The organism is Zobellella aerophila, from assembly GCF_039539325.1.
GTDB classification, from domain to species: domain Bacteria; phylum Pseudomonadota; class Gammaproteobacteria; order Enterobacterales; family Aeromonadaceae; genus Oceanimonas; species Oceanimonas aerophila.
The window spans coordinates 918,072-944,478 of record NZ_BAABCX010000001.1; the positions used below are offsets into that span (position 1 = coordinate 918,072).

At 58.5% G+C, this 26,407-nt stretch carries 27 protein-coding genes, 2 tRNA genes and 1 riboswitch; of the genes, 8 read left to right on the plus strand and 21 right to left on the minus strand.

The window, feature by feature from the left end:
* Positions 1 to 3 precede the first annotated feature (3 nt).
* Positions 4 to 1,707, plus strand: coding sequence for a bifunctional ornithine lipid synthase OlsF (olsF, locus tag ABD806_RS04305; protein ID WP_344955062.1), 1,704 nt, complete (start codon positions 4 to 6; stop codon positions 1,705 to 1,707).
* A 68-nt stretch (positions 1,708 to 1,775) separates the two neighbouring features.
* Here olsF and ABD806_RS04310 read toward each other — a convergent pair whose 3' ends face one another.
* The 3 genes from ABD806_RS04310 to ABD806_RS04320 form a co-directional block, all read right to left on the minus strand.
* Complete coding sequence (locus ABD806_RS04310) at positions 1,776 to 2,048, minus strand: Rdx family protein (RefSeq protein ID WP_344955064.1); 273 nt, start codon at positions 2,046 to 2,048, stop codon at positions 1,776 to 1,778.
* Positions 2,049 to 2,129: 81 nt separating this feature from the next.
* Positions 2,130 to 2,861, minus strand: coding sequence for a hypothetical protein (locus ABD806_RS04315; protein WP_344955066.1), 732 nt, complete (start codon positions 2,859 to 2,861; stop codon positions 2,130 to 2,132).
* Between the two features lie 35 nt (positions 2,862 to 2,896).
* A complete protein-coding gene (locus ABD806_RS04320) occupies positions 2,897 to 3,457 on the minus strand; it encodes a YceI family protein (RefSeq protein WP_344955068.1) in 561 nt (186 codons plus the stop codon).
* 128 nt (positions 3,458 to 3,585) lie between these two features.
* Here ABD806_RS04320 and ABD806_RS04325 point away from each other — a divergent pair, with 128 nt between their 5' ends.
* On the plus strand, positions 3,586 to 4,494 hold the full coding sequence (locus ABD806_RS04325) for a LysR family transcriptional regulator (RefSeq protein ID WP_344955070.1): 909 nt from the start codon (positions 3,586 to 3,588) through the stop codon (positions 4,492 to 4,494).
* Here the strand turns inward: ABD806_RS04325 and folE are convergent.
* Complete coding sequence (folE, locus tag ABD806_RS04330; RefSeq protein ID WP_344955072.1) at positions 4,491 to 5,147, minus strand: GTP cyclohydrolase I FolE; 657 nt, start codon at positions 5,145 to 5,147, stop codon at positions 4,491 to 4,493. The two genes, ABD806_RS04325 and folE, sit on opposite strands and share 4 nt — an antisense overlap.
* A gap of 162 nt (positions 5,148 to 5,309) precedes the next feature.
* On the opposite strand from folE, the gene moeA reads away from it, so the two are divergent.
* Both moeA and ABD806_RS04340 read left to right on the plus strand, forming a co-directional pair.
* A complete protein-coding gene (gene moeA / locus ABD806_RS04335; RefSeq protein ID WP_344955074.1) occupies positions 5,310 to 6,551 on the plus strand; it encodes a molybdopterin molybdotransferase MoeA in 1,242 nt (413 codons plus the stop codon).
* On the plus strand, positions 6,551 to 7,303 hold the full coding sequence (locus ABD806_RS04340; protein ID WP_425583068.1) for a molybdopterin-synthase adenylyltransferase MoeB: 753 nt from the start codon (positions 6,551 to 6,553) through the stop codon (positions 7,301 to 7,303). Before moeA ends, ABD806_RS04340 begins: the two co-directional genes overlap by 1 nt.
* 27 nt (positions 7,304 to 7,330) lie before the next feature.
* On the opposite strand, the gene moaE is transcribed toward ABD806_RS04340, so the two are convergent.
* The 13 genes from moaE to ABD806_RS04405 all read right to left on the minus strand — a co-directional run bounded on the left by moaE (position 7,331) and on the right by ABD806_RS04405 (position 18,036).
* Positions 7,331 to 7,780 carry a molybdopterin synthase catalytic subunit MoaE gene (gene moaE / locus ABD806_RS04345; RefSeq protein WP_344955076.1) on the minus strand — a complete coding sequence of 150 codons (450 nt, stop codon included), beginning with the start codon at positions 7,778 to 7,780 and terminating at the stop codon, positions 7,331 to 7,333.
* A 1-nt stretch (position 7,781) separates the two neighbouring features.
* Positions 7,782 to 8,030: a molybdopterin synthase sulfur carrier subunit gene (gene moaD, locus ABD806_RS04350; protein ID WP_344955078.1), complete on the minus strand. Its 249-nt coding sequence runs from the start codon at positions 8,028 to 8,030 to the stop codon at positions 7,782 to 7,784.
* Positions 8,027 to 8,500 (minus strand): cyclic pyranopterin monophosphate synthase MoaC, encoded by a 474-nt coding sequence (gene moaC, locus ABD806_RS04355; protein ID WP_344955080.1) that lies wholly within the window; start codon positions 8,498 to 8,500, stop codon positions 8,027 to 8,029. The genes moaD and moaC overlap by 4 nt, the downstream gene beginning before the upstream one ends.
* Complete coding sequence (gene moaB, locus ABD806_RS04360; protein ID WP_344955082.1) at positions 8,497 to 9,012, minus strand: molybdenum cofactor biosynthesis protein B; 516 nt, start codon at positions 9,010 to 9,012, stop codon at positions 8,497 to 8,499. Before moaB ends, moaC begins: the two co-directional genes overlap by 4 nt.
* Positions 9,013 to 9,149: 137 nt before the next feature.
* Entirely contained in the window at positions 9,150 to 9,743 is a 594-nt protein-coding gene (locus ABD806_RS04365) for a cytochrome c3 family protein (RefSeq protein WP_344955084.1), read from the minus strand.
* 9 nt (positions 9,744 to 9,752) lie between these two features.
* Positions 9,753 to 10,217: a nitrate reductase cytochrome c-type subunit gene (locus ABD806_RS04370; RefSeq protein ID WP_425583069.1), complete on the minus strand. Its 465-nt coding sequence runs from the start codon at positions 10,215 to 10,217 to the stop codon at positions 9,753 to 9,755.
* A gap of 27 nt (positions 10,218 to 10,244) precedes the next feature.
* Positions 10,245 to 12,734 (minus strand): nitrate reductase catalytic subunit NapA, encoded by a 2,490-nt coding sequence (gene napA / locus ABD806_RS04375; RefSeq protein ID WP_344955086.1) that lies wholly within the window; start codon positions 12,732 to 12,734, stop codon positions 10,245 to 10,247.
* On the minus strand, positions 12,731 to 13,003 hold the full coding sequence (locus ABD806_RS04380; protein ID WP_344955088.1) for a chaperone NapD: 273 nt from the start codon (positions 13,001 to 13,003) through the stop codon (positions 12,731 to 12,733). The genes napA and ABD806_RS04380 overlap by 4 nt, the downstream gene beginning before the upstream one ends.
* Positions 13,004 to 13,005: 2 nt before the next feature.
* Positions 13,006 to 13,500, minus strand: coding sequence for a ferredoxin-type protein NapF (gene napF / locus ABD806_RS04385; protein WP_344955090.1), 495 nt, complete (start codon positions 13,498 to 13,500; stop codon positions 13,006 to 13,008).
* 219 nt (positions 13,501 to 13,719) lie between these two features.
* Entirely contained in the window at positions 13,720 to 14,700 is a 981-nt protein-coding gene (moaA, locus tag ABD806_RS04390; RefSeq protein WP_344955092.1) for a GTP 3',8-cyclase MoaA, read from the minus strand.
* Positions 14,688 to 14,826, minus strand: a riboswitch (molybdenum cofactor riboswitch). (Overlaps the previous gene by 13 nt.)
* Positions 14,827 to 15,302: 476 nt before the next feature.
* Positions 15,303 to 15,677 carry an Hpt domain-containing protein gene (locus tag ABD806_RS04395; RefSeq protein WP_344955095.1) on the minus strand — a complete coding sequence of 125 codons (375 nt, stop codon included), beginning with the start codon at positions 15,675 to 15,677 and terminating at the stop codon, positions 15,303 to 15,305.
* Positions 15,674 to 17,053, minus strand: coding sequence for a sigma-54-dependent transcriptional regulator (locus ABD806_RS04400; protein ID WP_344955097.1), 1,380 nt, complete (start codon positions 17,051 to 17,053; stop codon positions 15,674 to 15,676). The genes ABD806_RS04395 and ABD806_RS04400 overlap by 4 nt, the downstream gene beginning before the upstream one ends.
* 224 nt (positions 17,054 to 17,277) lie before the next feature.
* Positions 17,278 to 18,036: a Nif3-like dinuclear metal center hexameric protein gene (locus ABD806_RS04405; protein ID WP_344955099.1), complete on the minus strand. Its 759-nt coding sequence runs from the start codon at positions 18,034 to 18,036 to the stop codon at positions 17,278 to 17,280.
* Positions 18,037 to 18,091: 55 nt separating this feature from the next.
* Between ABD806_RS04405 and ABD806_RS04410 the strand changes: the two genes are divergently transcribed.
* On the plus strand, positions 18,092 to 18,901 hold the full coding sequence (locus tag ABD806_RS04410; protein ID WP_344955101.1) for a DUF1853 family protein: 810 nt from the start codon (positions 18,092 to 18,094) through the stop codon (positions 18,899 to 18,901).
* 20 nt (positions 18,902 to 18,921) lie between these two features.
* Here the strand turns inward: ABD806_RS04410 and ABD806_RS04415 are convergent.
* Together ABD806_RS04415 and ABD806_RS04420 are read right to left on the minus strand one after the other, a co-directional pair.
* Positions 18,922 to 18,995, minus strand: a tRNA-Cys gene (locus ABD806_RS04415).
* Between the two features lie 13 nt (positions 18,996 to 19,008).
* Positions 19,009 to 19,084, minus strand: a tRNA-Gly gene (locus ABD806_RS04420).
* Between the two features lie 245 nt (positions 19,085 to 19,329).
* Here ABD806_RS04420 and ggt point away from each other — a divergent pair.
* Both ggt and ABD806_RS04430 read left to right on the plus strand, forming a co-directional pair.
* A complete protein-coding gene (gene ggt, locus ABD806_RS04425) occupies positions 19,330 to 21,066 on the plus strand; it encodes a gamma-glutamyltransferase (RefSeq protein WP_344955103.1) in 1,737 nt (578 codons plus the stop codon).
* Positions 21,067 to 21,082: 16 nt separating this feature from the next.
* Positions 21,083 to 21,433: an MGMT family protein gene (locus tag ABD806_RS04430; RefSeq protein ID WP_344955105.1), complete on the plus strand. Its 351-nt coding sequence runs from the start codon at positions 21,083 to 21,085 to the stop codon at positions 21,431 to 21,433.
* Between the two features lie 4 nt (positions 21,434 to 21,437).
* Here ABD806_RS04430 and ABD806_RS04435 read toward each other — a convergent pair whose 3' ends face one another.
* Positions 21,438 to 21,602, minus strand: a complete 165-nt coding sequence (locus ABD806_RS04435; RefSeq protein ID WP_344955107.1) for a hypothetical protein — start codon at positions 21,600 to 21,602, stop codon at positions 21,438 to 21,440.
* Between the two features lie 249 nt (positions 21,603 to 21,851).
* Positions 21,852 to 24,494, minus strand: a complete 2,643-nt coding sequence (gene topA, locus ABD806_RS04440; protein ID WP_344955109.1) for a type I DNA topoisomerase — start codon at positions 24,492 to 24,494, stop codon at positions 21,852 to 21,854.
* Between the two features lie 336 nt (positions 24,495 to 24,830).
* Between topA and astB the strand changes: the two genes are divergently transcribed.
* On the plus strand, positions 24,831 to 26,168 hold the full coding sequence (gene astB, locus ABD806_RS04445; RefSeq protein ID WP_344955111.1) for an N-succinylarginine dihydrolase: 1,338 nt from the start codon (positions 24,831 to 24,833) through the stop codon (positions 26,166 to 26,168).
* Positions 26,169 to 26,407 lie beyond the last annotated feature (239 nt).

The following is a 26,407-nucleotide window of genomic DNA, read 5'->3' on the forward strand; positions in this document are numbered from 1 at the left end:
GCTATGTTATCTGTTGATACCCTGGCCGCCGAACATCTACCCAAATGGCAACATTTTCCCGGCTGCAAAGCCCTGCTGCGTTACCTGTTGCATGAGCAGGCCTTCGGCCAGTTCGCAGCGCAATATCCGCATCTAAGGGGGCTCGATTTTGTCGAGCAGGTGCTGGAATACTTCCGCTTTCATATCCAGTTGCGGGAAGAAGAACTGGAGCACATCCCGAGTCAGGGCCCGGTGGTCATTATTGCCAACCACCCGATCGGTTCCCTCGACGGCCTGGCGCTGTTGCGTTTGGTATCCCGGGTGCGACCCGATGTGAAAATCGTCGCCAATCAACTGTTAGCCAAACTGCCCCCCCTTTCCTCGCTGCTGTTACCGGTCGACAACCTGGGTGGGCGCACCGGACGGGCGCAGCTGCATGCGGTGAGCCAGCATCTTCAACAAGGCAGGGTGGTGATCATTTTTCCGGCAGGATCCGTCTCCCGCCTCGGCGCCAAAGGCATACAGGATGAACGGTGGCATTCAGGATTTATCCGGCTGGCGACCAAAAACCGGGCCGCGGTGGTGCCTGTGCACCTTCACGGCCGCAATTCCGCCCTCTTCTACCTGAGTTCCATGGCCTATCGTCCGCTGAGCGCCCTGTTGCTGGTACGGGAAATGTTTCGTCAGCGGGACAAGCAGCTCCAGGTACGCATCGGCCAGGCCATCCCCTGGCAAAACTGCCGGCAGAAGGGCCTCAGCGACAAGGGACTCACCCTGTTGTTTCGCCGCCATCTGTACCGGATCGGCAAGGATAAGCCAGGGCTGTTTGAGACCCAGTCGGCCATCGCCATCCCCGAGCCGCGTCAGCTGCTGAAAAAGGCGGTGGAACAATGCGAGCATCTGGGACAAACTCATGACGGCAAGTCGATTTACCTGGCCCGGGCGGAACAGGACAGCCATTGTGTGATCCTGCGGGAGGTGGGCAGGCTGCGGGAACTATCGTTCCGGACCGTGGGAGAAGGTACCGGCCGGCGCCGGGATCTGGACAGGTTTGATGATGACTACTATCACCTGATCTTATGGCATCCCCATGATCTGGAAATCATCGGCGCCTACCGTTTTGTGCCGACCCAACGGCAGGTGGCGGAGAAGGGCCTGGACGGCCTCTACAGCCATCACCTGTTCGACTATGACAGCGGCATGCAGCCCTATCTTGAGTCGGGCCTGGAGTTGGGCCGCAGTTTTATTCAGCCGGCCTATTGGGGCCGCCGCAGCCTGGATTACCTGTGGTTCGGTATCGGCGCCTTCCTGGCCCGGCATCCCCAGTATCGTTACCTGTTCGGCCCCGTATCCCTGAGCGCGGCCCTGCCGCTGGCGGCCCGCGAGTTACTGGTCGCCTTCTACCGCCTGCATTTTCCCGCCACTAACACGCTGGCCCGCTCCCGCCGGCCGCTGCCGCCCAGTGCACCTCAGCTGCTGGCCACCTTCGGCGGCACCGACTATCAGCAGGATCTCACCCTGCTCAAGCACCTGCTGGACAACATGGGCGTCGCCATTCCCACCCTCTATAAGCAATATACCGAGCTGTGCGAAGCCGGTGGCGTACAGTTTATCGACTTCGGCACGGATCCCGACTTTGCCGACTGTGTCGACGGCCTGGTGATGGTGGATCTGCAACGGCTGAAAACCAGCCGTTATCAGCGCTATATCGCGCCCCATATAAAATAGCTATTCCGAATAGTCAGTCATTCGAGACGGCGACCGGGTCTCCTGGCAGCAGTATCAGGCACGGTCATTTAGCGGTCGACATGGCCTAAATCCCGCTCAGGGGCAATTTTGTCCCGGAGCCGTTGCTTGATTTCCTTGGCCTCGGGAAAGCCCTGATCGATAACCCGGCACCAGATCAGCTCGCCATCCACATAGATCTGAAATTGCCCTTTCTCCCCCGGGATCAGCGCCACCTCCCCCACTTCATCGGCGAAGCTGGACAGGATTTCCTGAGCCAGCCAGGCCGAGCGCAGCAACCAGCGGCACAGGGTGCAATAACGTATTTCTACCCTTGGTTTCATCTTTCATTCCCCAAAAGCACAAGCATGGCGCAAGCTCTCAGGCGGGTAAAGCACAGAAAGCGCCCGCAGGCGCTGATAAGATTAATACAAAGAGGCTTCGGGCCAGATCAGCCAGAGCGTCAGGCCACCCAGCACCAACGCCGATCCCAGGGATGCAGTGGAAGCCCGCCAGGCACCCTGACCACCGGCCTTGAGCAATTGCTCCAGCAACGGCGGCACCAGCGCCAGCGCCACCACCCACAGATCCATGGGCACAAACTGCCAGCATAGGGTCAGCAGCAGCACATAGGCACCGATCATGCCCCGGTCGGATATGCCGCGCCGTAGGCCTACCAGCCATAATAATCCCGCCAGAGCAGCCATTGCCCCGGCACTCTGCGCCAGCAGCAGGCTGCCGTCGATGGCCACCACTATGGCAAGCTGACTGGCACCGGCAGCCATTCCCAGACCGGTACTGAGGTCGCGCGTCTCGCGCCCTGCCAGCCACAGCCAACAGAGCAGCAGCCCCAGCAGCGCCTCGGGATAACGGGACAGCAAGGCCCACAAGGCCAGTAAAAACACCCCCGTTATCAGCACAAAGTGCACCACCCGCCCCGCCACTTTAGGCAACAGGGCCGCCACGGCCGGCACCCAGAAAGCAAACGGCAGCCACTGTGTGCCCTTGGTCGGCCACCAATACCAGCTGGATGCCCAGCCGATGGTCAGCCACACCGCCACTCCTGCCACCCACCAAAATGCCGACGGGCGCCACCAACCGATGACGCCCGCCACAAAGGCCGGCAACAGGGTTTGAAGCAATAGTTCAACCCCCATTGGGAACCCCTCTTATTACTTAACCACAGGTGGGATTACTGACGAATCCCTTCGACAAAGACATTCAGCTCGATATCATCACCAATACCGGGCAACCCGTATTCCATGCCGAACTCACTGCGTTTGATCTTGCCGACCGCATTGAAGCCGTTGCGGAAACCACCCCAGGGATCATCCCCTTCGCCGACAAAGGCCACATCCAGGGTAACCGGCTTGGTAACGCCATGCAGGGTCAGATCCCCGGTCAGCTTGCCGGACTCTTTGGTGCCTTCATAACCGGTACTGGTGAAGTTCAGGGTCGGATACTGGCGAACATCAAAGAAATCGGGGCTGCGCAGGTGCTTGTCACGCGGCTCATGATTGGTATCGACACTTTCGGCCTGAATCGTCAGGTCGACTTTCGCCGCCGCAGGGTTGTCACCATCGAAGAAATAGCTGCCTTCAAACTGGTTAAATCGACCCAGCATGGTGCTGAAGCCCATATGGCTGACTTTAAAGGCGATATTGGAGTGGGCATCATCCACCTTATAATCGGCGGCCATCACGGGGCCGGCCAACAGGATAGAAGACCACAGCAGGGAAGCAGTGCGTTTCATGGGTTTCTCCGTTCTCTAGTTCGTCTGTTTGATTAACCAGTATTCATTCGAGTTTTGATACTAAACTACGTTGAAAAAGAGAACAATTTCAACTTTAATAAAACATTATTTACCACTGGTTTATAATCATGGATCAGCTATCTGCCATCCGCGCCTTCTGCAAGGTCGTTGAGCAACAGAGCTTCACCAAGGCTGCCAAACAGCTGGATATGTCCGTGGCCATGGTGTCCAAATTGGTCAACATCCTGGAAAAAAACCTGGATGCCCGCCTGTTGATGCGCACCACCAGGCGAGTCAATGTGACCGAAGCCGGCCACCTGTATTATGAAAAGTGTCATGCCATACTGGCCGAACTGGAGCAGGCGGATGCCCTGATTTCCCAACACAGCCAGCAACCGAGCGGGCGCATCAAGATTTCGGTGCCCATGGATTTCGGCACCCTCAAGATAGCGCCCCTGCTGACGGATTTTTTGACCCGCTACCCGGATATCCACCTGGATCTGGAATACGGTGATCGGCTGGTCGCCCTGGTGGAAGAGGAATTTGATCTGGCGCTGCGGATCAGCACCCTTGCCGACTCGTCGTTAATCGCCCGCAACCTGTGCCCCATTACCATGGTCGCCTGTGCCTCACCGGACTATTTGGAGCGACGAGGCGCACCCGACCACCCGACCCAGCTCGCCGACCACAGTTGCCTGACCTATGCCCTCACCGATCCCGAATGGCTGTTCACCCAGGGCAAGCAGGCTTACCGTGTCCGTCCCAACAGTACCATGCGCGCCAACAATGGCCGCGCCCTGGCGCTGGCCGCAAGCCAAGGGTTGGGCATCATCATGCAACCCCATTTCATCGTGGACGACTACCTGGCACAGGGCAGCCTGGTCCCCCTGCTGGAAGACTACAGCCTACCCAGCTTCAACCTGTATCTGGTCTATCCCCACCGCCATTTTCTTCCCAACCGGGTGAAATGCTTTGTGGATTATATGGAGGCCTGCTTTAAGAAGCAGAAAAAAGCAGGGGATCCCCCTGCTGATTAACGACCCACGCCGGTTAGAAATTCCTGGCGGGTATCCGGACGGCTTTTGAAAATACCGCCCAGGGAGGTGGTGGTGGTGCTACTGGTGGAGTCCATCACGCCACGGGCCTTGACACAATAATGCACCGCGCTGATGCTGACCGCCACGTCGTCCGATTCCAGCAGGGCCTGCAGGGCGACCAGCACTTGCTGAGTCAGCCGTTCCTGTACCTGGGGACGGCGCGCAAAAAACTGCACTATGCGGTTGATCTTGGACAGGCCAATCACCTTGCCACGGGGGATGTAGGCCACGGTGGCGGTGCCGTCAATGGTGACAAAATGATGCTCACAGGTACTGGTCAGGGAGATATCCCGAACCTGAACCATTTCATCTACCTTCATCTTGTTGTCGATCAAGGTGATTTTGGGAAAATGAGCATAATCCAGCCCGGAAAAGACCTCCCGGACATACATTTTGGCAATGCGTTTAGGGGTTTCGCACAGGCTGTCATCGGCCAGATCCAGACCCAGAACATCCATCATTTCGGTCATCAAACCGGTAATGCGCTGCTGCTTTTCATCCAATGTCAGACCGTTATCCAACATAGGGGTTTCCAGGCCTCTGGCTTCCAGGGCCGAACGAACCAAAATGGCGGCTTCGCTCAAAGCGGTCATGGGTATCTCCATGGAATTAGGAAAATAACTAGGTCATAGTAGTTCATTTGAGCCCGCCTGTGAATGGCGATATCAACCGTCTCGGGGCCCAAAAAATATGCCAAAATATCTCAGTAATCTGAAATACTAACATAATACAATTGCATAGCTAGGTGAAAAATTATGGCAAGTCACGACTGTTGTAGCCAACCGGGGCTGCGTCCCTACCATGAAGCCAAGGCCGATATGTTGGCCCACCTGGCTGCAGTGATCGAACCCGATGTCGTTTCCCTTGAACAGGCCCTCAATCATATCCTGGCCGAACCCGTGCTTTCCCCTCTGGACGTGCCTTCATTCGCCAACTCCGCCATGGATGGTTATGCCCTGCGGGCGGCAGATATCCCCGCCGATACCGGACTGAAACTGGTGGGCACCAGCCTGGCGGGCCACCCATACAATGGTAAAGTCGCCGCCGGCGAATGTGTACGCATCATGACGGGCGCTGCCATGCCCCTGGGTGCAGATACCGTGGTGATGCAGGAAAACTGCCGCTCCGAGCACAACGTGGTCTACATCAAGGAGTCCGTCAACCCGGGACAACATGTACGTCACCCGGCGGAAGACCTGGCCCAGGGCGAACTGGTGTTTGAAGCCGGCATACGCATCAATGCCCGGGTGCTGTCCGTGCTCTCGTCCCTGGGCATGGAGCAGGTCAGCGTATACCGACCGCTCAAGGTCGCCCTGCTGTCCACCGGCGACGAACTGAAGGCGCCGGGCGAATTATTGTCACCCGGCGATATCTATGACTCAAACCGGATTGGTGTGCAGGCCATGCTTACCCGGCTGGGAGTCGAGGTACTGGATCTGGGCATTATTGCCGACGATCCAGCCCAGATCCGCCGCGCCTTCTTGAAGGCCGCCGAACGGGTAGATGCCATTATCACCTCGGGTGGTGTCTCCGTGGGTGATGCGGACTATACCAAGCAGATCCTGGATGAGGTGGGCGAGATCGGCTTCTGGAAACTGGCCATCAAGCCGGGCAAGCCCTTCGCCTTCGGACGTATTGGCCGCTGCGCCTTTTTCGGGCTGCCCGGCAACCCGGTCTCGGCGGCCGTGACCTTTCACCTGCTGGTACGCCCGGCCTTGGCCAAGCTGGCCGGTGAACGGTATCAGCCACCGCTCACCCTGCAGGCCAAGGCATTGTCCCCCTTTAAAAAGGCCCCTGGGCGGATGGACTTCCAGCGGGGGTTGGCGCAGGTCCTGGACGACGGCACCCTCGGCGTCCGCCCGACCGGTGCCCAGGGCTCGGCGGTATACAGTGCCCTGGCCCAGGCCAACTGCCTGCTGCACCTTGAGCAGGACAGGGGCAATGTCGAGGCCGGCGAGCTGGTGACCCTGGAACTGATCGACGGACACTACCTCTGATGGCCGGGCTCAGCGATCAGGAATGGCTGCGCTATAACCGTCAGATAGTGCTGCGCCAGTTCGATATCGACGGTCAGGAAGCATTGAAGAATGCCGCCGTGCTGATCGTCGGTGTCGGCGGCCTGGGCTGCGCCGCCGCCCAATCACTGGCGGTGGCTGGAGTCGGCCGGTTGACCCTGGTGGACCATGATGTGGTGGAGCTGTCCAACCTGCAGCGGCAGGTGCTGCATCAGGATGCGGATCTGGGACGATTAAAGGTTGAATCCGCCGCCGCGTCATTGGCCGCCGTCAACCCCTATCTGAATGTCAGCACCTATGGGCAACGTGCCGACGAGAGTTTGTTGGGTAAGCTGATCCCCCAACACCAATTGGTGCTGGATGGCACCGACAATCTGGATACCCGCCAGCTGGTCAACCGCCTCTGCCACCAGGCGAGGGTGCCTTTGGTGTCGGCGGCGGTGATCCGCATGGAAGGCCAGCTCAGCGTCTTTACCTATCATGATCATGAGCCCTGCTACGCCTGTCTCAGCCGGCTGATGGGTGCCGACAGCCTCAGCTGCGTGGAAGCCGGGGTGTTGGCACCCATGGTCGGTGTCATGGGCTCTCTGCAAGCCCTGGAAGCCATCAAGCTGCTGGCCGGCATGGGCAAAAGCCCGTGCGGCAAGCTGGTGCTGGTAGACGGCCTGCAGTTGGGCATGCGCGAGCTGACCCTGCCCAAGGCGCCCGACTGCCCGGTGTGTGGAGCCGGCTGAGTCAGCCATCGGCAAAGGGGCTCAGCTTCAGTCCCTTTGCCACCTTTCCGCCGCCTGGCTATCGCTGTCCTTGGCTTCCACCCAGCGCTCCCCTTCCCGGGTCTGCTCTTTTTTCCAGAACGGCGCCCGGGTCTTCAGGTAGTCCATGATGAAATGACAGGCCTCGAAGGCAGCTTCCCGGTGGGCGCTGGCCACCCCGACAAAGACAATCTGATCACCCAGCGCCAGCCGACCGATGCGATGGATCACCCGGCATTCCAGCAGGGGCCAGCGCGCCTTGGCCTGCTCCACTATCTGTTGCAGGGCATGCTCGGTCATGCCCGGGTAATACTCCAGGACCATGCCGTTCACCGCCTGGCCCTGGTTCATGTCGCGCACCTTGCCGACAAAGGTGACCAGGGCCCCCACCTGATGACTCTCGCTGAGCGCCTGGTATTCGGCCGCCAGGCTGAAATCTTCGGCTTGTACCCGGATCATCTCAACCTCCGGTGACCGGCGGAAAGAAGGCCACTTCGTCCCCCGCCTTAATGGGGGTGTCGAGCGGCACTATGGTATGGTTGACCGCCGCCAGCAGCTTGCCCGAAGACAGCGCCAGCGCCCATTTGTCACCCCGGGTTACCAGCGCCTGGCGTACGGCCTCGACATCGGCGTATTCGGCAGACAGCGCCAACTCGTCCTGGCCAACCAGCTCGCGCACCTGCGCAAAAAACAGCACCTTGATGCTCATGCCTTGAAGTCTCCCGATTTGCCGCCGCGCTTCTCCAGCAGGCGCACCCCTTCTATGCGCATGTCCTTCTGCACCGCCTTACACATATCATAGATGGTCAGGGCCGCCACCGAGGCGGCGGTCAGGGCCTCCATTTCCACCCCTGTCTGCCCGGCCAGCTTGCAGTAGCTTTCGATGCGCACGCCGTTGCGTTCGCTATCCGCGGTCAGGGCTATGTCCACCTTGGACAGCGCCAGCGGGTGACACAGGGGGATAAGATCGGCGGTCTTCTTGGCCGCCATGATGCCGGCGATCCGGGCGGTGGCAAAGACGTCACCCTTGTGATGCCGGCCGGAGACGATCAGCTGCAGGGTCTCGGCGGCCATCAATACCCAGGCTTCGGCGCGGGCTTCGCGCACCGTCACCGGCTTGTCGCTGACATCCACCATATTGGCCTCGCCCGAGGCATTGAGATGGGTAAATTGACTCATGCGGACCCCAGGTGCATCACGAAATTACAGGGCTTGTGGCGGGCATCCAGCTGCTCCAGCAAAATCTTGCTCCAGCCGGTACGGCAGGCGCCGGTGGAGCCGGGCATGCAGAAGACCGCGGTGCGGTTGGCCAGGCCCCCGACCGCGCGGCTCTGCACCGTGGAGGTACCCAGCTCCTGATAGGTAATATGCCGGAACAACTCGCCAAAGCCGTCGATCTGGGTATCCAGCAACGGCAGCACCGCATCCGGAGTGGTATCGCGGCTGGTAAAGCCGGTACCGCCGGTGATCAACACCACCTGTACCTCCGGGCCGGCTATCCAGCGGGATACCAGGGCGCGAATGGCATACTTGTCGTCTTTCACTATGACCTTTTCCGCCAGCCGGTGGCCAGCTTCGGTCAGGGCATCGGTCAGATAGCGGCCGGAACTGTCGGTTTCTTCATTACGGGTGTCGGAGACGGTGAGCACCGCTATGCTCAGAGGCACAAAGGCATTATTGGCATGACTCATGACTTCCTCTCAGAATTTTCACGCAAAGATATTTTATAAGGGCATTCTCGCACAGCTTGGCATGAGGTCAACGTGCAGCGGCTTAAAAATCAAGCCGGCGCACAAGGTCACCGGCTTAGGGCAGCTGATGGGTGGCGTTAGAACCCTTCTACTCCTGCCATATCGGGCAGCTGATGCGCGATGCCCTTATGACAGTCGATACAGGTTTTTTCACCGCTGGCGAGCGAGCTGGAATGGGCCTGGGCGCTGCGCTTGCCCTGCAGGCTGATGTCCATATAGTCAAAGTTATGGCAGTTACGGCATTCGCGGGAGTCGGTCTCCTTCATCCGTTGCCATTCCCTTTCCGCCATATGGCGGCGATGCCCCTCAAACTTCTCCCGGGTATCGATAATACCGGTGAGCTTGCCCCACACTTCCTTGGATGCCGCGATCTTGCGCACTATCTTGTGGGTCCACTCGTGGGGCACATGGCAGTCGGGGCAGCTGGCCCGCACTCCGGAGCGGTTGGCGTAGTGAATGGTATCCCGGTATTCCAGGTAGACGTTTTCCTGCATCTCATGGCAACCGATACAGAAGCTTTCGGTGTTGGTCACCTCCAGCGCCGTATTGAAGCCACCCCAGAAGATCACCCCTCCGAAAAATCCAAAGACCAGCACCAGGCCCACAGCCACCTTACTCGGTGAACGAAACACGTGCCACAGCCGTTTTAACAGGCTTTTCTGCTCGTCCATAAGGGTTCCTTACCTGAGCGATTCGACGGGGGTGAAGGTATTCTCCACCAGCGGTTTGGCACCGGTCTGCGGCACATGGCACTGCATACAGAAATACCGGCGCGGACTGATGTCACTCAGGGTCAGGCCATCCCTAGGTTCAAAGTGGGTGACGCTCACCCGGGGCGCGTTGCGGGAGGCCGCGTTTTTCCAGCCATGGCAGGACAGGCAACGGTTGACCTTGAGATCGACTTCATAACCCCGGACCTGGTGCGGGATCAGCGGCGGCTGATGCATATACTGCCGATCCTGGATATCCTGATCCTTGAGCGGGTCGCGGATCCGCTCCGGAGCCGGATCCTGATCGAGTGACAGCGCCCCGCGCAGGGACTTCATTGTACCGGTATCAAGGCTGGCGCCGTCGCTTTGCGCCTGAGCCGGCCCCACCCCCATCACCAGCAGCAGGGCAGTTATCAGCTTTACCGTTTTATTCATCGTCTGTGCTCCTCATTAGCGCCTCTGTTACGCCTTGCCGATCTTGACCGCGCACTTTTTGAAGTCGGTCTGTTTGGACAGGGGACAGGTCGCATCCAGGGTCAGCCGGTTGACCAGCTGGTGTTCATCAAACCAGGGGATGAACACCAGGCCCTTGGGCGGACGATTACGGCCACGGGTTTCAACCCGGGTTTTTATCTCCCCGCGGCGGGACGCCACTATTACCTCATCCCCCCGGCGCAGCTTGCGCGCCTTGGCATCTTCCGGGTGCATAAACACCTGGGCATCCGGATAGGAGCGGTGCAGCTCGGGCACGCGCCGGGTCATGCTGCCCGAGTGCCAGTGTTCCAGCACCCGCCCGGTCGACAGCCAGAGATCATATTCCTGATCGGGCGACTCCGCCGCCGGCTCATAGGGCAGCGCGAAGATCACCGCCTTGTTGTCCTTGTGGCCGTAAAACTGCACGCCGGTGCCTGTCTTCACATACGGGTCGGACCCTTCACGGTAGCGCCAGCGGGTTTCCTGGCCATCCACCACCGGCCAGCGCATACCGCGCGCCTGGTGGTACATGTCGTAGGGCGCCAGGTCATGGCCATGGCCCCGGCCAAAGGCGGCATACTCCTCAAACAGGCCCTTCTGCACGTAGAAACCGAAGTGATCACGCTCGTCATTCAACTCGTTCTTGCAGTCCTCCGCTGGGAACCGATCCACCTGGCCGTTGCGATAGAGCACCTCATACAGGGTTTTCCCGCGGTATTCGGGCATCCTGGCCAACAGCTCCTCGGGCCAGACGTCTTCCATGGTGAAGCGTTTGGAGAACTCCATCAGTTGCCACAGATCCGACTTAGCGCCCTCCGGGGACTTCACCTGCTGATACCACACCTGGGTGCGGCGTTCCGCATTGCCGTAGCCGCCTTCTTTTTCCACCCACATGGCGGTGGGCAGTACCAGATCGGCAGCCTGGGCGGTGACCGTGGGATAAGGGTCGGACACCACCACGAAGTTGGCCGGGTTACGGTAGCCGGGCAGCCCTTCCTCATTAATGTTGGGGGCGGCCTGCATGTTGTTGTTACACATCACCCAGTAGGCGTTGAGCTGGCCGTCTTTCAGCATGCGGTTCTGCATCACGGCGTGATAGCCCACCTGGGGATTGATGGTGCCCTCGGGCAGTTTCCAGATTTTCTCGGCTGTGGCCCTGTGCCGATCGTTGGTGACCACCATATCCGCTGGCAGGCGGTGGGCGAAGGTGCCCACTTCCCGGGCGGTGCCGCAGGCGGACGGCTGGCCGGTCAGGGAGAAGGGGCTGTTGCCCGGCTCGGAAATCTTGCCGGTCAGCAGGTGGAGGTTGTACACCATGTTGTTGGCCCAGGTGCCCCGGGTGTGCTGGTTGAAGCCCATGGTCCAGAAGGACACCACCTTGGTATAAGGGTCGGCATAGGTCTGAGCCAGCGCTTCCAGCTTGTCGACCGGCACGCCGGACAGTTTGGATACGGTGTCCACATCGTAGTCGGCTACGAAGGCGGCAAACTCGTCGAAACTGATCGGGGTCGCCGCACCCGAGTCCGGATGCTCGGCCGCCTGCTGCCGGGCATGGGTCGGGCGCAGGCCATAACCGATATCGGTCTCGCCCTTGACAAAATTGACGTGTCGTTCGATGAACGTCTTGTTTACATAGCCGTTTTCAATGATGTAATGGGCGATGAAGTTGAGCATCGCCAGATCGGTTTGCGGGGTGAAGACGATGCCGTTGTCGGCCAGCTCGAAGCTGCGGTGCTCGAAGGTGGACAGCACATGTACCTGTACATGGGGGGCACTCAGCCGGCGATCGGACACCCGGGTCCATAAAATAGGGTGCATCTCCGCCATGTTTGAACCCCACAGCACGAAGGCATCGGCGGCTTCGATATCGTCATAGCAGCCCATCGGCTCGTCCATGCCGAAGGTACGCATAAAGCCGGCGACGGCAGAGGCCATACAATGGCGGGCGTTGGGATCCAGGTTATTGGAGCGGAACCCGGCCTTGAGCAGCTTGACGGCGGCATAACCTTCCATGATGGTCCACTGGCCGGAGCCAAACATGCCCACACCGCCGGGGCCCTTTTCTTTCAGGGTGGCTTTCCATTTCTCCGCCATGATGTCGAACGCCTGCTCCCAGCCGATCGGCGCGAAGTCCCCGTTTTTGTCGAACTTGCCGTCTTTCATGCGCAACAGGGGCGTGGTCAGCCGATCCTTGCCGTACATTATTTTCGACAGAAAATAGCCCTTGATGCAGTTTAGGCCCCGGTTGACCGGTGCCTCGGGGTCACCCTGGGTGGCCACCACCCGGCCGTGCTGGGAGCCGACCAGTACCGAGCAGCCGGTACCGCAAAAACGGCAGGGGGCCTTGTCCCATTTAATGGCGGTTTGATCCCGGCTGGTGATCAGGTTGGTGGCACCGACAGGCACCGTCAATCCTGCGGCGGCGGTCGCGGCGGCAAGCGCATTCGCCTTCATAAAGTCACGTCGACTCAGCTTCATACCTGCTCCTCACCTGCTTCCAGTTCGGCAAACTCATGATAAATAAGGGTGGTTGACAAGATGCCATCTAATAATGCGATTTGCTCTATCAGGCTGACCACCGACTTCTGGCTGGGCCCTTCCAGCAGCACCACCAACTTGCCCCGCTCCTCCGTGACCGGTGTCTCGGCTCCCGGCAGGGCGACGATGGTCTGTTGCGCGGCAGCCAGCCGTTCCGGCCGGCAATGGACCACCAGGCTGGCTACATGCCATTCGTTGTTGTTTCCCATCGCTACTCCTGACATAGAACCGCTATGGTCTGCACCGGACAGGGCGCCACGCAGGCACCGCATCCGGTACACAGATCCCCGATCAGTTCGGGCCGGGATATTCCCCCCGGCCGCGGTTTAAATTTAATGGCCGCCGCATTACACACATCCTGGCAGCTACGGCAGTAGATCCCCTGCTTGGCCAGGCAGGCATCCCCAAAGCTGGCCAGCTGCCGCCAGGGAGACTGTTGTTTATCAAAAAAGATGTCTTGTCCGCAGCTGTCGACGCAGTTGCCGCAGAAACTGCACTCCCCCCGGGAAAACCGGATAATGGGATAACCGCCGTCACCCGGGACGATGATCTGCTCGGGGCACGCCCGCAGGCAGTCTCCGCAGCGGGTACAGCCCGCGGTAAAACCGAACCAGTCCACGGACCAGGGCAGGCAATTGGTCGGCCTGAGCGGCACCAATCCCCCTTTCAGCCATCGGCGTCTGGATAGATCCAACTCTTCTGTCATCTTGCTCGCTCCCCTTGCCGAACGGAGTTGTTCGGCCTAACCGACGACCGCCACCGGGGCGCCTAAGCCCTTAATTTTGTTATGGTCTCTGGATAGGGGTAACGATAAACGGGTAGCTGCGAGGGTGTCTTGCGCTGGATCAATGAATGACATCGAATTCAGGGGAAAGCCGGAGCTTTCCCCTGATGGGAAGGGATGACTGGGCAGGAAATAAAGCCGTCAGCCGCCAATGGAGGCGAGGTGGGGGGTGAAGCCGGTGTTGCCCTGATGCAGGAAGTGGCTGGCCTTTTTATCGGCGAGCGCCTCGCGCAGACGGGTCTGCAGGCTTGCCAACTGGTTATCCTCTGTCAGCAGGTCGCGCAGCTCGACACCGTAATCGCCAAACAGGCAGAGGTGCAGCTTGCCCAGGGACGACACCCGCAGGCGGTTGCAACTGGCACAGAAGTCCTTGGCATAGGGCATGATCAAGCCGATCTCCCCCTGGTAATCCGGGTGCCAGAACACCTCGGCGGGACCATCGTTATGGGCCCTGACCTTCTGCTGCCAACCCGTCCTGATCAGCTGCTCCTTGATAAGCGCCCCCCGCACATGATGGCGGCGGAACAAGTCATCCATCTCCCCGGTCTGCATCAACTCGATGAAACGCAGTTGAATAGGATGATGTTTAATCCACGCCAGGAAACGATCCAGCTCACCATCGTTGAGGCCGCGCATCAGCACCGTATTAACCTTGACCTGGCTAAACCCCGCCACCAGGGCCGCATCGATGCCGGCCATCACCTCATGAAAACGATTCTCACCGGTTATCTGCTGAAACATGCGCGGATCCAGGCTGTCGACACTGACATTGATGGCCGACAGGCCGGCCCGCCGCCAATCCGCTACCTGTTTGGCCATACGGTAGCCGTTGGTGGTGGTGGCCACCTTGCGGATACCGGGTGTGGCAGCCACCGTTTCGATGATCTGGGTAAAGTCCTTGCGCAGGGAAGGTTCGCCACCGGTGATGCGCACCTTATTGGTGCCCATGGCGGCAAAGGCCCGGGTCAGCCGGCCGATTTCATCCAGGGTCAGAAATGACTTACGCCCATCCGGACGATAACCGTCGGGCAGGCAATATTGGCATTTGAAATTACAGACATCGGTGATCGACAGCCGTAAATAGTAAAACTTGCGCGCAAACGCATCTTGCAATTCAGACATAAACACCTTTCCAAGCATGGGAGGCAAGGACATTTCTCTCCTTACCCTGACAGCCCTCAGGCTGAGCGGTCGGGCTACCCTATTCCGCAGAACTTAGGTCAAGCCGACTCGGAGTTTGTAAAATTGATAACCTCACTAACATATGTAAAAACAGGGTAACAAGGCAAGCAAAATCATCCCCCTCGGCGTGCTCTCACGTCGGAGTATGCCCCGATGACACCCCCGGCTTCCGGCAGCTATGGCTTCGCGTCCACGCACGATGCATGGCCATGGCAATACCATTTCCCGCGAGGTGGGAGAATACGGACGGCTGAGATGCTGACGCGTAAGCCGGAGTGCCGTCACGGCCGGCCGCGGCGTAGCTTTATCTGAATGGCCAAGTGAGGGAAGTAGTAAAATGCGAAAACAATATCGCACATCGACATACTTTTGCATTATGCAACTTGCTTTTATCTGGTCTTTTACCGGGAAAGTCAGTCATAGCGGGACTTTTAAAGTTGGCACGATAATTTCATATATATCATCAGTCGTTTTTATCCCGTGCTCTCTTCAGCTCTCGCTGAAGTTCGGTCAACCCCTTGGGTTGACCATTTTTTTGCCTGTCAGCCGCCCCCTGTCTCGTTTGTCATCTCTTCCAGCAATGCCGTCAGGCCCTGTAATAAAACGGGTGTCATGGCCGACACCTGCTCGCTGTCACCCCGGCGGCCGGCCACTTCCAGCTTTTCTGATAGAAACTGACAACGCAGGACACCATAGCTGCCACAAACCGACTTCAGGCTATGGCAGCTGTGGGAAAGTCGAACATAATCCTGATCGGCAAAGGCCTGGACGAGGTCCTTCCTTTGCTGTCGGATATCCTCAATAAACAAGCTCAGCAGCCTCTGAACGACCTCGCCCCCCAAATCCTGCCGCAAATGAACCAGACGGCTCCGATCCAGTAAAGGCAGGCGGGACTGCAGGCTGTGCCAGTCGGTCATTGCACCGTCTCCCAGGTCTGCAGTTTACGATAGATGGTCGAGGGACTGACTTCCAGCAGGGCCGCGGCCCGGGCTATATTCCCCTTGCAATGGGCAATGGCGGCTTCAATCGCCCGGCGCTCCTGGATGGCGAGGGGAAGCACACCTACGGGCGTCATTGCACCCGCATCGGCTGGCTCCAACGAGATGGCCGCAACCGCTTTATCCAACGGCGGCGGTAACATGTCGACCTGGATCCACTCCCCCTGATGCAAGACCACCGCATTGCGGATCACATTTTGCAGTTGCCGCACATTACCCGGCCAATGATAGGCCTGTAGCCTGTCTGTGGTGTCTTCCGACAGGCCGATGAACGCCTTGCCTTCTTCCCGGGAGACCTGCCGCACCAGGGTGTTGGCGATGCTGATCACATCTGCGCCCCGTTCCCGCAATGGCGGCAGGTGAATGGGGATCACATGCAGCCGATAATACAGATCCTCCCGGAAACGCCCCTGTTCGACCTCGGTCAGCGGATCCCGGTTGGTAGCGCAGACGATCCGCACATCGACCTTGATTTGTTTGGAACTACCCACCGGCTGGATATAGCCGGTCTGCAGGAAACGCAGCAACTTGCTCTGCAGCTCCAGATCCATTTCGCAAATTTCATCCATAAACAGGGTGCCGCCATCGGCCCGGATCACGGCTCCCTCCCTGTCCTGCAAGGCACCGGTAAAGGATCCCTTGACGTGACCAAACAACTCACTTTCCATCAGATCCTTGGGGATGGCGGCGCAATTCAGCGCGATAAAAGGACCGTCGATGCGGCCACTGAGCTGATGCACTGCTTCGGCACACACCTCTTTCCCCGTACCGCTCTCACCGGTAATAAACACGGTGGCGCTGCTGGGCGCGGCATTCTCAATCAGTCGATAGACTTTCTGCATGGGCAGGCTTTCACCGATAAACCCCTGAAAACGTTCCCGTTCAAACTCATGCCGATATTGATCGACCAGCTTGTTCAGGCTGCGAAATTTCATGGTGTTATGCAAGGTGACCTTGAGCCGTTCGGCTTCAACCGGTTTGTTGATAAAGTCATACGCTCCCAGACGCATGGCATCGACCGCGACATCCACGGAGCCATGGGCGGTCATCACTATGGTGGTAATGTTATAGCCCCCGTCATGGAGCCATTGCAGTATTTCCATACCGCTGGTATCGGGCAGTATCAAGTCGAGCAACAAAATATCGGGAGGCTGCCGGCGGATATGGGCCAGGGCCTGCTGCCCGGTATTAACCAGGGTCAAGGTTAGCGGCTCATCTTTGAGGTAGGCTTGATACAGGGCGGCCAAAGAAGGCGTGTCTTCCACCATCAATACATTCAGCCGTTCATCTACCATAGTCTGCTCCCACTTGTGTCATCCAGATCCCCTTTCTGTACCACCGTGTAAAAAACACTTGCAGCAGATTAACCAGATGTTAACATGGATTAAACATCTGATGTGACTCATATGTCACCGGTGTCCACTGCTCATCCATTTCATTTTCTGCTGTCGACAACAGCGACCTTTTATGCCTGTGTGGCTGCTGCGAAACCAGGGTATGCATGTACCCTGGTCTTTTTTTATGCCGGATTATCGATGTCGACAAACTCGACGCACAGTCCCTGCTCTTTTGCCAACCACTGCCCCAGCGCCTGAATGCCGTAGCGCTCGGTGGCATGGTGACCGGCGGCATAGAAATGCACCCCCAGCTCGCGGGCGATATGCACCGTCTGCTCCGATACCTCGCCGGTAATAAAAGCGTCTACTCCCTGTTCGGCGGCAAGTTCTATAAAGCCCTGTCCACCGCCGGTGCACCAGGCTACCTTGCTGATCAGCGCGGGGCCCGTCTCCCCTACATGCAACGGAGCCCGCCGCAAGCACTCATTGATGCGGGTGGCCAATTCGGCCCCGGTCAACGGCTGCTCCAGCACTCCCTGCACCGCCACGGACAAGGCATTGCCCGGCTCCAGCGGCCCCGTCACCCGGATACCCAGCAGCTGTGCCAGTTGGGCGTTATTGCCCAATTGCGGATGGATATCGAGGGGCAGATGATAGGCATAAAGATTGATATCGTGGCTCAGCAGTGTCTTCAGCCGTTGCCGCTTCATGCCGGTGAGTACTTCCTTCTCACCTTTCCAGAAATATCCATGGTGCACCAGAAGGGCATCGGCCCGCCGCTGGATAGCCTGCTCGATCAATGCCTGGCTGGCGGTCACCCCGGTGACCACCCGCATAACTTCACGCTTACCTTCTACTTGCAAACCGTTTGGGCAATAGTCCTTAATGGCACTGACATTGAGCAAATGGCTCAGGATTTGCTCCAGCTGTATATTGTTCAATGGCTGTTCCCGATTTGAAAATACGGTCGGTATTGTAAAACAAAAGGTGACCTTAATGAGTGCCCTGCTGTCAGAATTGTTAACCCGCCTGCAAACACCCGTGGTCAAGGATCTGGCTTGGGCACTTGCCAGCCCTAACCTGCTCAGCGGTTATTCCTTTATGCCGGAAAACCAGTGGTATGAGCAGCTGCTGACAGCATACCAGTCTCGCCTCTATCAGCTAGATCGGGCCCCTGAGATACTGCTACGCCATTGCCAGGCTCACCGGCGCCTGGGGCAGTATTTTGAATCGCTGTGGCATTTTTATCTGCTCGACTCCCCCCGCTTTCAGCTTATTGCTCATAACTGGCAGCAGGTAGAACAGGGGATCACCCTGGGCGCCTTCGATTTTATCCTGTGGGACAACCAGCTGAGCCGCTTTGAGCATTGGGAGTTGGCGGTCAAATTTTACCTGATAACAGAGCCAAATGAGCAATTTGGGAACGCCCTGGGTACCAATCCGTGCGACAAGCTGCGTCATAAGCTGGAGCATATGAGCCAGCGACAGCTGCCGCTCAGCCAAAAATCCACCATAGCCCGCAAGTTAAGGCATCAGGGTATCCTGCCCGAGCATCACCGGCTGATCCTCAAGGGCCGGCTCTATTATCCGCACCATTGCCGGCGTCTGCTGTGCCCCAAAGGGGAAAGGGGTGAATGGGGCTATCAGCCGCCGACCGATGATTATCGGGCACAGCAGAAACGGAGCTGGTTAACCGGTCATAGCCCGAGCGGAGTGCAAACAAGCGGCCATTGCTATCTTAACCCCGAGGGGAACTGGTACTTTTACATGGCGCAGGATTGGCCGGATATTGGGAATGAAAAATGAAATGGCAAGAGAGGAAAGAATGGAGGCGCGTTCCGGAGTCGAACCGGACTAAACGGATTTGCAATCCGCTGCATAACCGCTTTGCTAACGCGCCACAGAACCAAATTTGGAGCGGGAAACGAGATTCGAACTCGCGACCCCAACCTTGGCAAGGTTGTGCTCTACCAGCTGAGCTATTCCCGCATACACTTTAACTTTCTATTCTGAGAAGAATCGCCTCTCACAATCAACAATTGGCACTGCGTGCCGTTGACGGATGGGGATTATAGGGACCCGGCCTCACATTACAAGCGCTTTTTACATTATCGGATTTGATTGTATTATTTTTCATCGACAGGGATGGTACCGCGGCACAAGCGCCACCCCGCTTTTGAAAAACCGGCCAGTCTGGCTAAGCTTTGGCAAACACATCGAATCGGACGTTCGCCATGTTGCTTCGCTCCTGGCTTGTTTTATCTGCCCTGTTGTTTACCGGTCATACGCTAGCCGATAACGATGCCATAGCGCCGGAAGCGGCCACCGGCTACCGGGCCAGTCCCCTGGTACGGGCCGAGTCCAGCATGGTGGTCTCGGCCAACCCCTATGCCAGCCGGGCCGGACAGGCCGTGCTGGCAGACGGCGGCAGTGCCGTCGATGCCATGATAGCGGTACAGTCCGTGCTGGCTTTGGTTGAGCCCCAGTCCTCGGGCATAGGTGGCGGTGCCTTCCTGGTACATTGGCACGCCGGGCAGCAACAGCTGACTACCCTGGACGGGCGGGAAACCGCCCCGCTCGCGGCCGGCCCGAGCTTGTTCCTGGATGAGCAAGGCCAGCCCCTGACCTTTTTTGATGCCGTAGTCGGCGGCCGTTCGGTCGGTACCCCGGGCACTGTCCAGCTGCTGTGGGAAGCCCATCAACGCTTCGGCACACTGCCTTGGCGGCAACTCTTTATGCCCGCCATCGAACTGGCGTTGAGAGGGTTCGAGGTTTCCCCCAGACTGTCCCGGTTGATCGAAGGAGACAGGGAGTATCTGTCCCGGGATCCGGAGGCCAAGGCCTATTTCTTTCATAAGGATGGCCGGGCACTCCAACCCGGGGAGCAGAAAACCAATCCGGCACTGGCCGCGATCCTCACCCGGATCAGTATCGAAGGCCCGTCAGCCTTCTATCAGGGAGATACCCCCAGGGCCATCGTCGACAAGGTCCGCAATGCCCCGCGCCCGGGTACCCTGGCGCTGGCCGATTTCGCCGACTACCGGGTCAAGGAACGCCCGGCCGTTTGTGCCCCCTACCGGCAATATCAGATCTGTGGCATGGGTCCGCCCAGCTCAGGCGCCGTGACCCTGGGGCAGATACTGGGGATTTTGTCTCATTTTAAGCTCTCCACCCTGGGTCCCAATACCCCGGAAAGCTGGCGCCTGGTAGCCGATGCCTCGCGCCTGGCCTTTGCCGATCGGGCTCTGTATCTGGCCGACAGTGATTTCGTACCGGTGCCGGTAGCCGGCCTGCTGGATCCCGAATATCTGGCCGGCCGCGCCCGCTTGCTGTCGCAAACCAACACCGCGCTCCCCGAGGTCCACCCCGGCCTCCCACCCCGGGTCAACCGCCGGCCGGCACCGGACCAGTCCATCGAGTTCCCCTCCACCAGTCATATCAGCATCCGTGACGCCGCCGGCAATGCCCTGTCCATGACCAGCACCATAGAAAGCGGCTTTGGCTCCCGCCTGATGGTGCAGGGATTCTTACTGAACAACGAACTGACCGACTTTTCCTTCGTTCCCGAGCAGGACGGCAGGCCGGTGGCCAACCGGGTGGCCCCGGGCAAGCGTCCCCGCTCTTCCATGGCCCCGACCATAGTGCTGCATAATAACCAACCCTTATTGATCATCGGTTCACCCGGCGGCAGTCGCATTATCGGTTATGTACTGCAAAGCCTGCTCAATGTGCTCGACTGGGGCATGGATATACAGGAAGCCATCCACCAGCCCCATATACTGCACCGAGGAGAGAAGCTGGAAATTGAGCGAGGCCCCCTGGGGCAAGCCCTGCTCCCGGCGATGAATCAATTGGGCTTCGATAGCCAATTAACCGAGCTGAATTCGGGGACGCACGCTATTATGATTACGCCTGCCGGTTTGACCGCCAGTGCCGATCCCCGTCGGGAAGGGGTCGCCCTCGGGCACTGAATGAGATCTCTGCTGCATGTACGACACAAAACCGGTTTCACCCAGCCAACGTGTATTACAGCTGCTGCCCCTGATCCCCAGGGGTCGGGTGGTCAGCTATGGTCAGTTGGCGGATCTCGTAGGACTGCCGGGCCGGGCCCGTCTGGTGGGGCGCATATTAAGGGTGGAAGATACCGGAAACCTGCCCTGGCACAGGGTGGTGTCGGCGGCCGGCCGGATCAGCCTACCTGAAGGCAGTGATGGATGGCACGAGCAACGCCAACGGCTGTTAGCCGAAGGCGTGTATATTAAAGGCAACCGGCTGGATATGCGCAAATACCAATGGCAGCCGGATCTCGTGGCCATGCTGATGCTGATGGACCACTAGGGTGTCAGTCGGTTTCCTCCAGCAAGTCACTGATATGTACCTGAAAGGGGATGGTTTCATCCTCTCTTTGAAGCAACACCAGCTGGTTGATGATATCAACTTCCAGTACATAACCCGAGCCGTCTGACGTTCGACAGATCATGCCCGGCCTTACCTCATGAATATCCATATTCTCTCTCCCTCGCCATTAACCGCTGCGTTTGGCAACATCCCTGTTCTTTTTCTGTAGCCGCCATAGTGCCACCATCGCACGGTGACCAACGGCAGGCTCCGACAAACAAACAAACAGCAGGCTTCGGCCTGCGGCGAGTCTGTATGCGGAACCTATCTCCTGTATTCTGCCCGCCCGTGGACCCGGAGGGCATTCAGGTGGTTATCTGGCCGGTGCAGGACTGTCCTGGTTCCGCCTGTTACGGCCTTAATCCTTCTTGGTTTTGCCCTTCTGGCTAACCTGCCACCGGCCTGCCGCATAATGCGCCGTCCAGCCGGTTGCTTTTTTATTGACCTCTGTCATCACATATTGTTCCTTGTTTTTGCGGCTAAAGCGCACCACGGCCTTATTACCGTCCGGATCGGCCACCGGCGCCTGGGTCAGATACAGGAACTTTTCCGGCAAACGGTCCTTGAAGCGGATCAGCTCCTCCACCAGCGGTGCACGGGTTTCCCGTGATTTGGGAAAGTTGCTGGCGGCCAGGAACAGGCCGGCGGCGCCGTCACGCAACACAAAGTAGGCATCGGACTGGCTGCAGGGCAGCTCGGGCAGGTGTACCGGATCTTCCTTGGGCGGCGCTACCTCGCCGTTTTTCAGAATTTTACGGGTATTGCCGCAGGCCTCATTGGTACAGGCCATGTATTTACCGAAACGGCCATTCTTGAGTTGCATCTCGGCGCCGCAGCGATCGCAGTCGATCACCGGGCCCTCGTAACCCTTGAGCTTGAACTGGCCCTGTTCCAGCTCATAGCCGTCGCAATCCGGATTCTGGCCACAGACATGCAGCTTGCGCTTGTCATCGATCAGGTAGGCATCCATCGCGGTACCGCATTTGCCGCAGCGATGCTTGGCCCGCAGGGCGTCGGTTTCGGCCTCCTCATCGTTGGCCAGCACAAACTCATCGCCGGGCACCAGGTTGATGGTCTGTTTGCAGCGTTCCTTGGGCGGCAGGGCATAACCTGAGCAGCCGAGGAAGACCCCGGTGGTGGCGGTGCGGATGCCCATCTGACGGCCACAGGTCGGACACTCGATATCGGTCAGTACCATCTGGTTGGCGCGCATACCGCCCTCTTCCGCCGGCAGTTCGGCCCGTTCCAGCTCCTCGCTGAATTCCGCATAGAAGGCATCCAGCACCTGGGTCCAGTTGAGGCTACCGCCGGCGATTTCATCGAGCTTGCCTTCCATCTGGGCGGTAAAGTCATAGTTCATCAGCTCGGCAAAGCTTTCCTGCAGGCGATCGGCGACGATTTCGCCCATCTTTTCCGCATAGAAACGGCGGCTCTCGACCTTGACGTAACCCCGGTCCTGGATGGTGGAGATGATGGAGGCATAGGTCGAGGGCCGGCCTATACCCCGTTTCTCCAGCTCCCGCACCAGTGCGGCCTCGGTAAAGCGGGCCGGCGGCTTGGTGAAATGTTGTTTGGGATCCAGCCTGTTCAGGTTAAGCACTTCCCCCTGCTGTACCGCCGGCAGTTCGGTATCGTCCCCCTTGCGACCCTGGGGGCTCAACACCTTGGTCCAGCCCGCAAAGCGCAGGATACGACCCCGGGCCTTCAGTTCATAGTCTCCGGACTGGACGATGATGGTGCTGCTGTCGTACTGGGCGGGCACCATCTGGCAGGCGACAAACTGCCGCCAGATGAGATCATAGAGTCGTTTGGCATCCGCCTCCATGCCGTCGAGCTGTTCGGCTTTCAACTGCACATCCGAGGGGCGTATCGCCTCATGGGCCTCCTGGGCATTGGCCTTGGCACCGTACTGGTTGGCCGACTCGGGTAGAAAGTCCTTTCCGTACTGGCTCTGGATATACTCCCGCACCCCCTCGACGGCCTCCTGGCTCAGGTTGGTCGAATCGGTACGCATGTAGGTAATATAACCGGCCTCGTACAGCCGTTGGGCCAGCATCATGGTGCGTTTGACACCGAAGCTCAGTCGGGTGCTGGCGGCCTGTTGCAGGGTAGAGGTGATAAAGGGCGCAGGCGGCTTGCTCTGGGTCGGCTTGTCCTCCCGGGACGACACCTTGAAATTGCCGGCCTTCAGGGCATCCACCGCCGCCAGGGTATCGGCTTCATTGGTGGGCCTGAACTCCCGACCCTGATATTTGACTACCATCATGGTCAGTGCCAGTTGCTGCTCGTTGTTGAGCTCGGCCTGCACATCCCAGTATTCTTCCGGCACAAAGGCCTTGATTTCGCGTTCTTTTTCGACGATCAGGCGCACCGCAACCGATTGTACCCGGCCGCCGGACAGGCCCCTGGCCACCTTTTTCCACAACAGGGGTGAGACCATATAGCCCACCACCCGGTCGAGAAAACGACGGGCCTGCTGGGCATTGACCCGGTTCAGGTTCAGCTCAGAGGGATGACCGAACGCTTCTTGAATCGCCGACTTGGTAATTTCGTTGAACACCACCCGCTTAAAGCGGGCATCGTCTCCCCCGATCAGTTCTTTCAGGTGCCAGGCGATGGCTTCTCCTTCCCTGTCCAAATCCGTTGCCAGGTAAACGGTATCGGCTTTTTCCGCCAGGGACTGTAACTCGGACACCACTTTTTCTTTACCGGGCAGCACCTGGTAATCGGCTTTCCAGCCATGCTCCGGATCCACCCCCATGCGGGCAACCAGCGCCTGCCGCTCTTTTTGTTTCTTCAGCCTGGCTTTTTCTTCCGCACTCAGATGCTTGGTATCGGCGGCGCTGCGACCATTGGTTTTCTTGCCGGCGGAGGCTGAACCCGAGGTGGGCAAATCCCGAACATGGCCGACACTGGATTTGACGATAAAGTCTTTACCCAGATATTTGTTGATGGTCTTCGCCTTGGCGGGCGATTCGACAATTACCAGAGATTTACTCATAAAGCGCGTGTTGATCCTTTAAGTCTGGCCCCTGTCCGGGGTAACCGGTGGCGAGGTATTGACGGCTGTATAAGTGAAAAAACCGCAAAACGCAAACTTGCCTGTGCCAAACCGGAAAAAAATTGTATGAATTTATATTTATTTATTAACACCCTCATACCAGCAGGAATCAACTGCTTTTTTTATCAAGGTGCCTGTTCGGCCGCTTTTTATGCATTCTTATTTCCCTGGTGAAATCTGTTGTTAAAAACGGGTTACACCCACCAAATAAAACCACATATAATGTCCAAAACCAGAACATTCGCAGACATTTACACCATTTTAAAGGACAATATAATGGTTCAGTTCGAAGCTAATTTTGATGGCCTGGTCGGCCCCACCCACAACTATGCCGGCCTGTCTTATGGCAATGTCGCCTCTCAGTCCAACGCCCAGGATGCATCCAATCCGAAAGAAGCGGCCAAGCAGGGCCTGAAAAAAATGAAGGCGCTGAGCGAGCTGGGCTTGGTCCAGGGCGTGCTCGCCCCCCAGGAAAGACCGGATATCGACACCCTCAAGCGCCTGGGTTTTACCGGTACCGATGCCCAGATCCTCGACAAGGCATTCAGGGAAGATCCCGTGCTGCTGGCCGCCTGTTGCTCGGCCTCGAGCATGTGGACCGCCAACGCGGCCACCGTCTCGCCCAGTGCCGACACCCAAGATGGCCGGATACATTTCACTCCCGCCAACCTGACCAACAAATTCCACCGATCGATCGAACATGAAGTGACCGGTCGCATCCTCAGCCAGGTATTTGCCGATGAGCGGCATTTCAAACACCATGCGGCGCTGCCCACCAATGAGTATTTCGGTGACGAGGGTGCGGCCAACCATACCCGCCTGTGTGGCGATTATAGCCAGGCCGGGGTTGAGCTGTTCGTCTATGGCCGCAGCGCCTTCGATCTCAAGGCACCGGCTCCCAAGCGTTATCCGGCCCGCCAGACGCTGGAAGCCTCCCGCGCCATTGCCCGCCTGCATGGCCTGGGCGATAACACCGCCATCTTCATTCAGCAAAATCCCGAGGTGATCGACCAGGGGGTGTTCCACAACGATGTGATCGCGGTCGGCAACCAGAATGTGCTGTTTTATCATCAGCAGGCCTTCCTGCACACCGAACAGGCTCTGGCCGAGATCCGCGCCAAACTGCCCGGTACCGAACTGCATTTTATCGAAGTGCCGACCACCGAAGTTCCGCTGCAGGATGCGGTAAAAAGCTACCTGTTCAACACCCAGATAGTGACCCTCAAACCCGGCCATATGGCGATTATCGCGCCTACCGAGTGCCGTGATACCCCCAGCGTCAATGCCTACCTGAACAAGTTGACCGGCCTCAACAGCCCGATCCGGGAAGTGCACTTTATGGACGTCAAGCAAAGCATGCGCAACGGCGGCGGCCCCGCCTGCCTGCGGCTGCGGGTGGCGATGACCGAGCTTGAGCATGCCGCCACCAACCAGGCCTGCCTGATGAACGACGCGCTGTTTGCCCGCCTCAACCAGTGGGTCGACCAGCACTACCGGGATCGGCTGACCCTGAGTGACCTGCGTGACCCGGCGCTGCTGCAGGAATCCCGCACCGCCCTCGACGAGCTGACCCGCATCCTGCAGCTCGGCTCCGTGTATCCGTTCCAACGTTAAGCGGGAAACGAAAACATTAAAGTGGCTAAGCCGATCTGCGGTGCCATGGCCGGAAAGTGCTCCTGCCATTCCGGCATCCCCGCCATCCCTGACGGTCAGGGCGCAGCAGATCGGCCCATCGGCCAAATCCTCCCCTCGACCAACGGCGGTCTTGGCAAGGCCCGACCAGTAAATTTCCCCGCCATCTCTCGACATTGCCGCCATAATATGACCAAATGAGTCATAATCATTACGTCCTC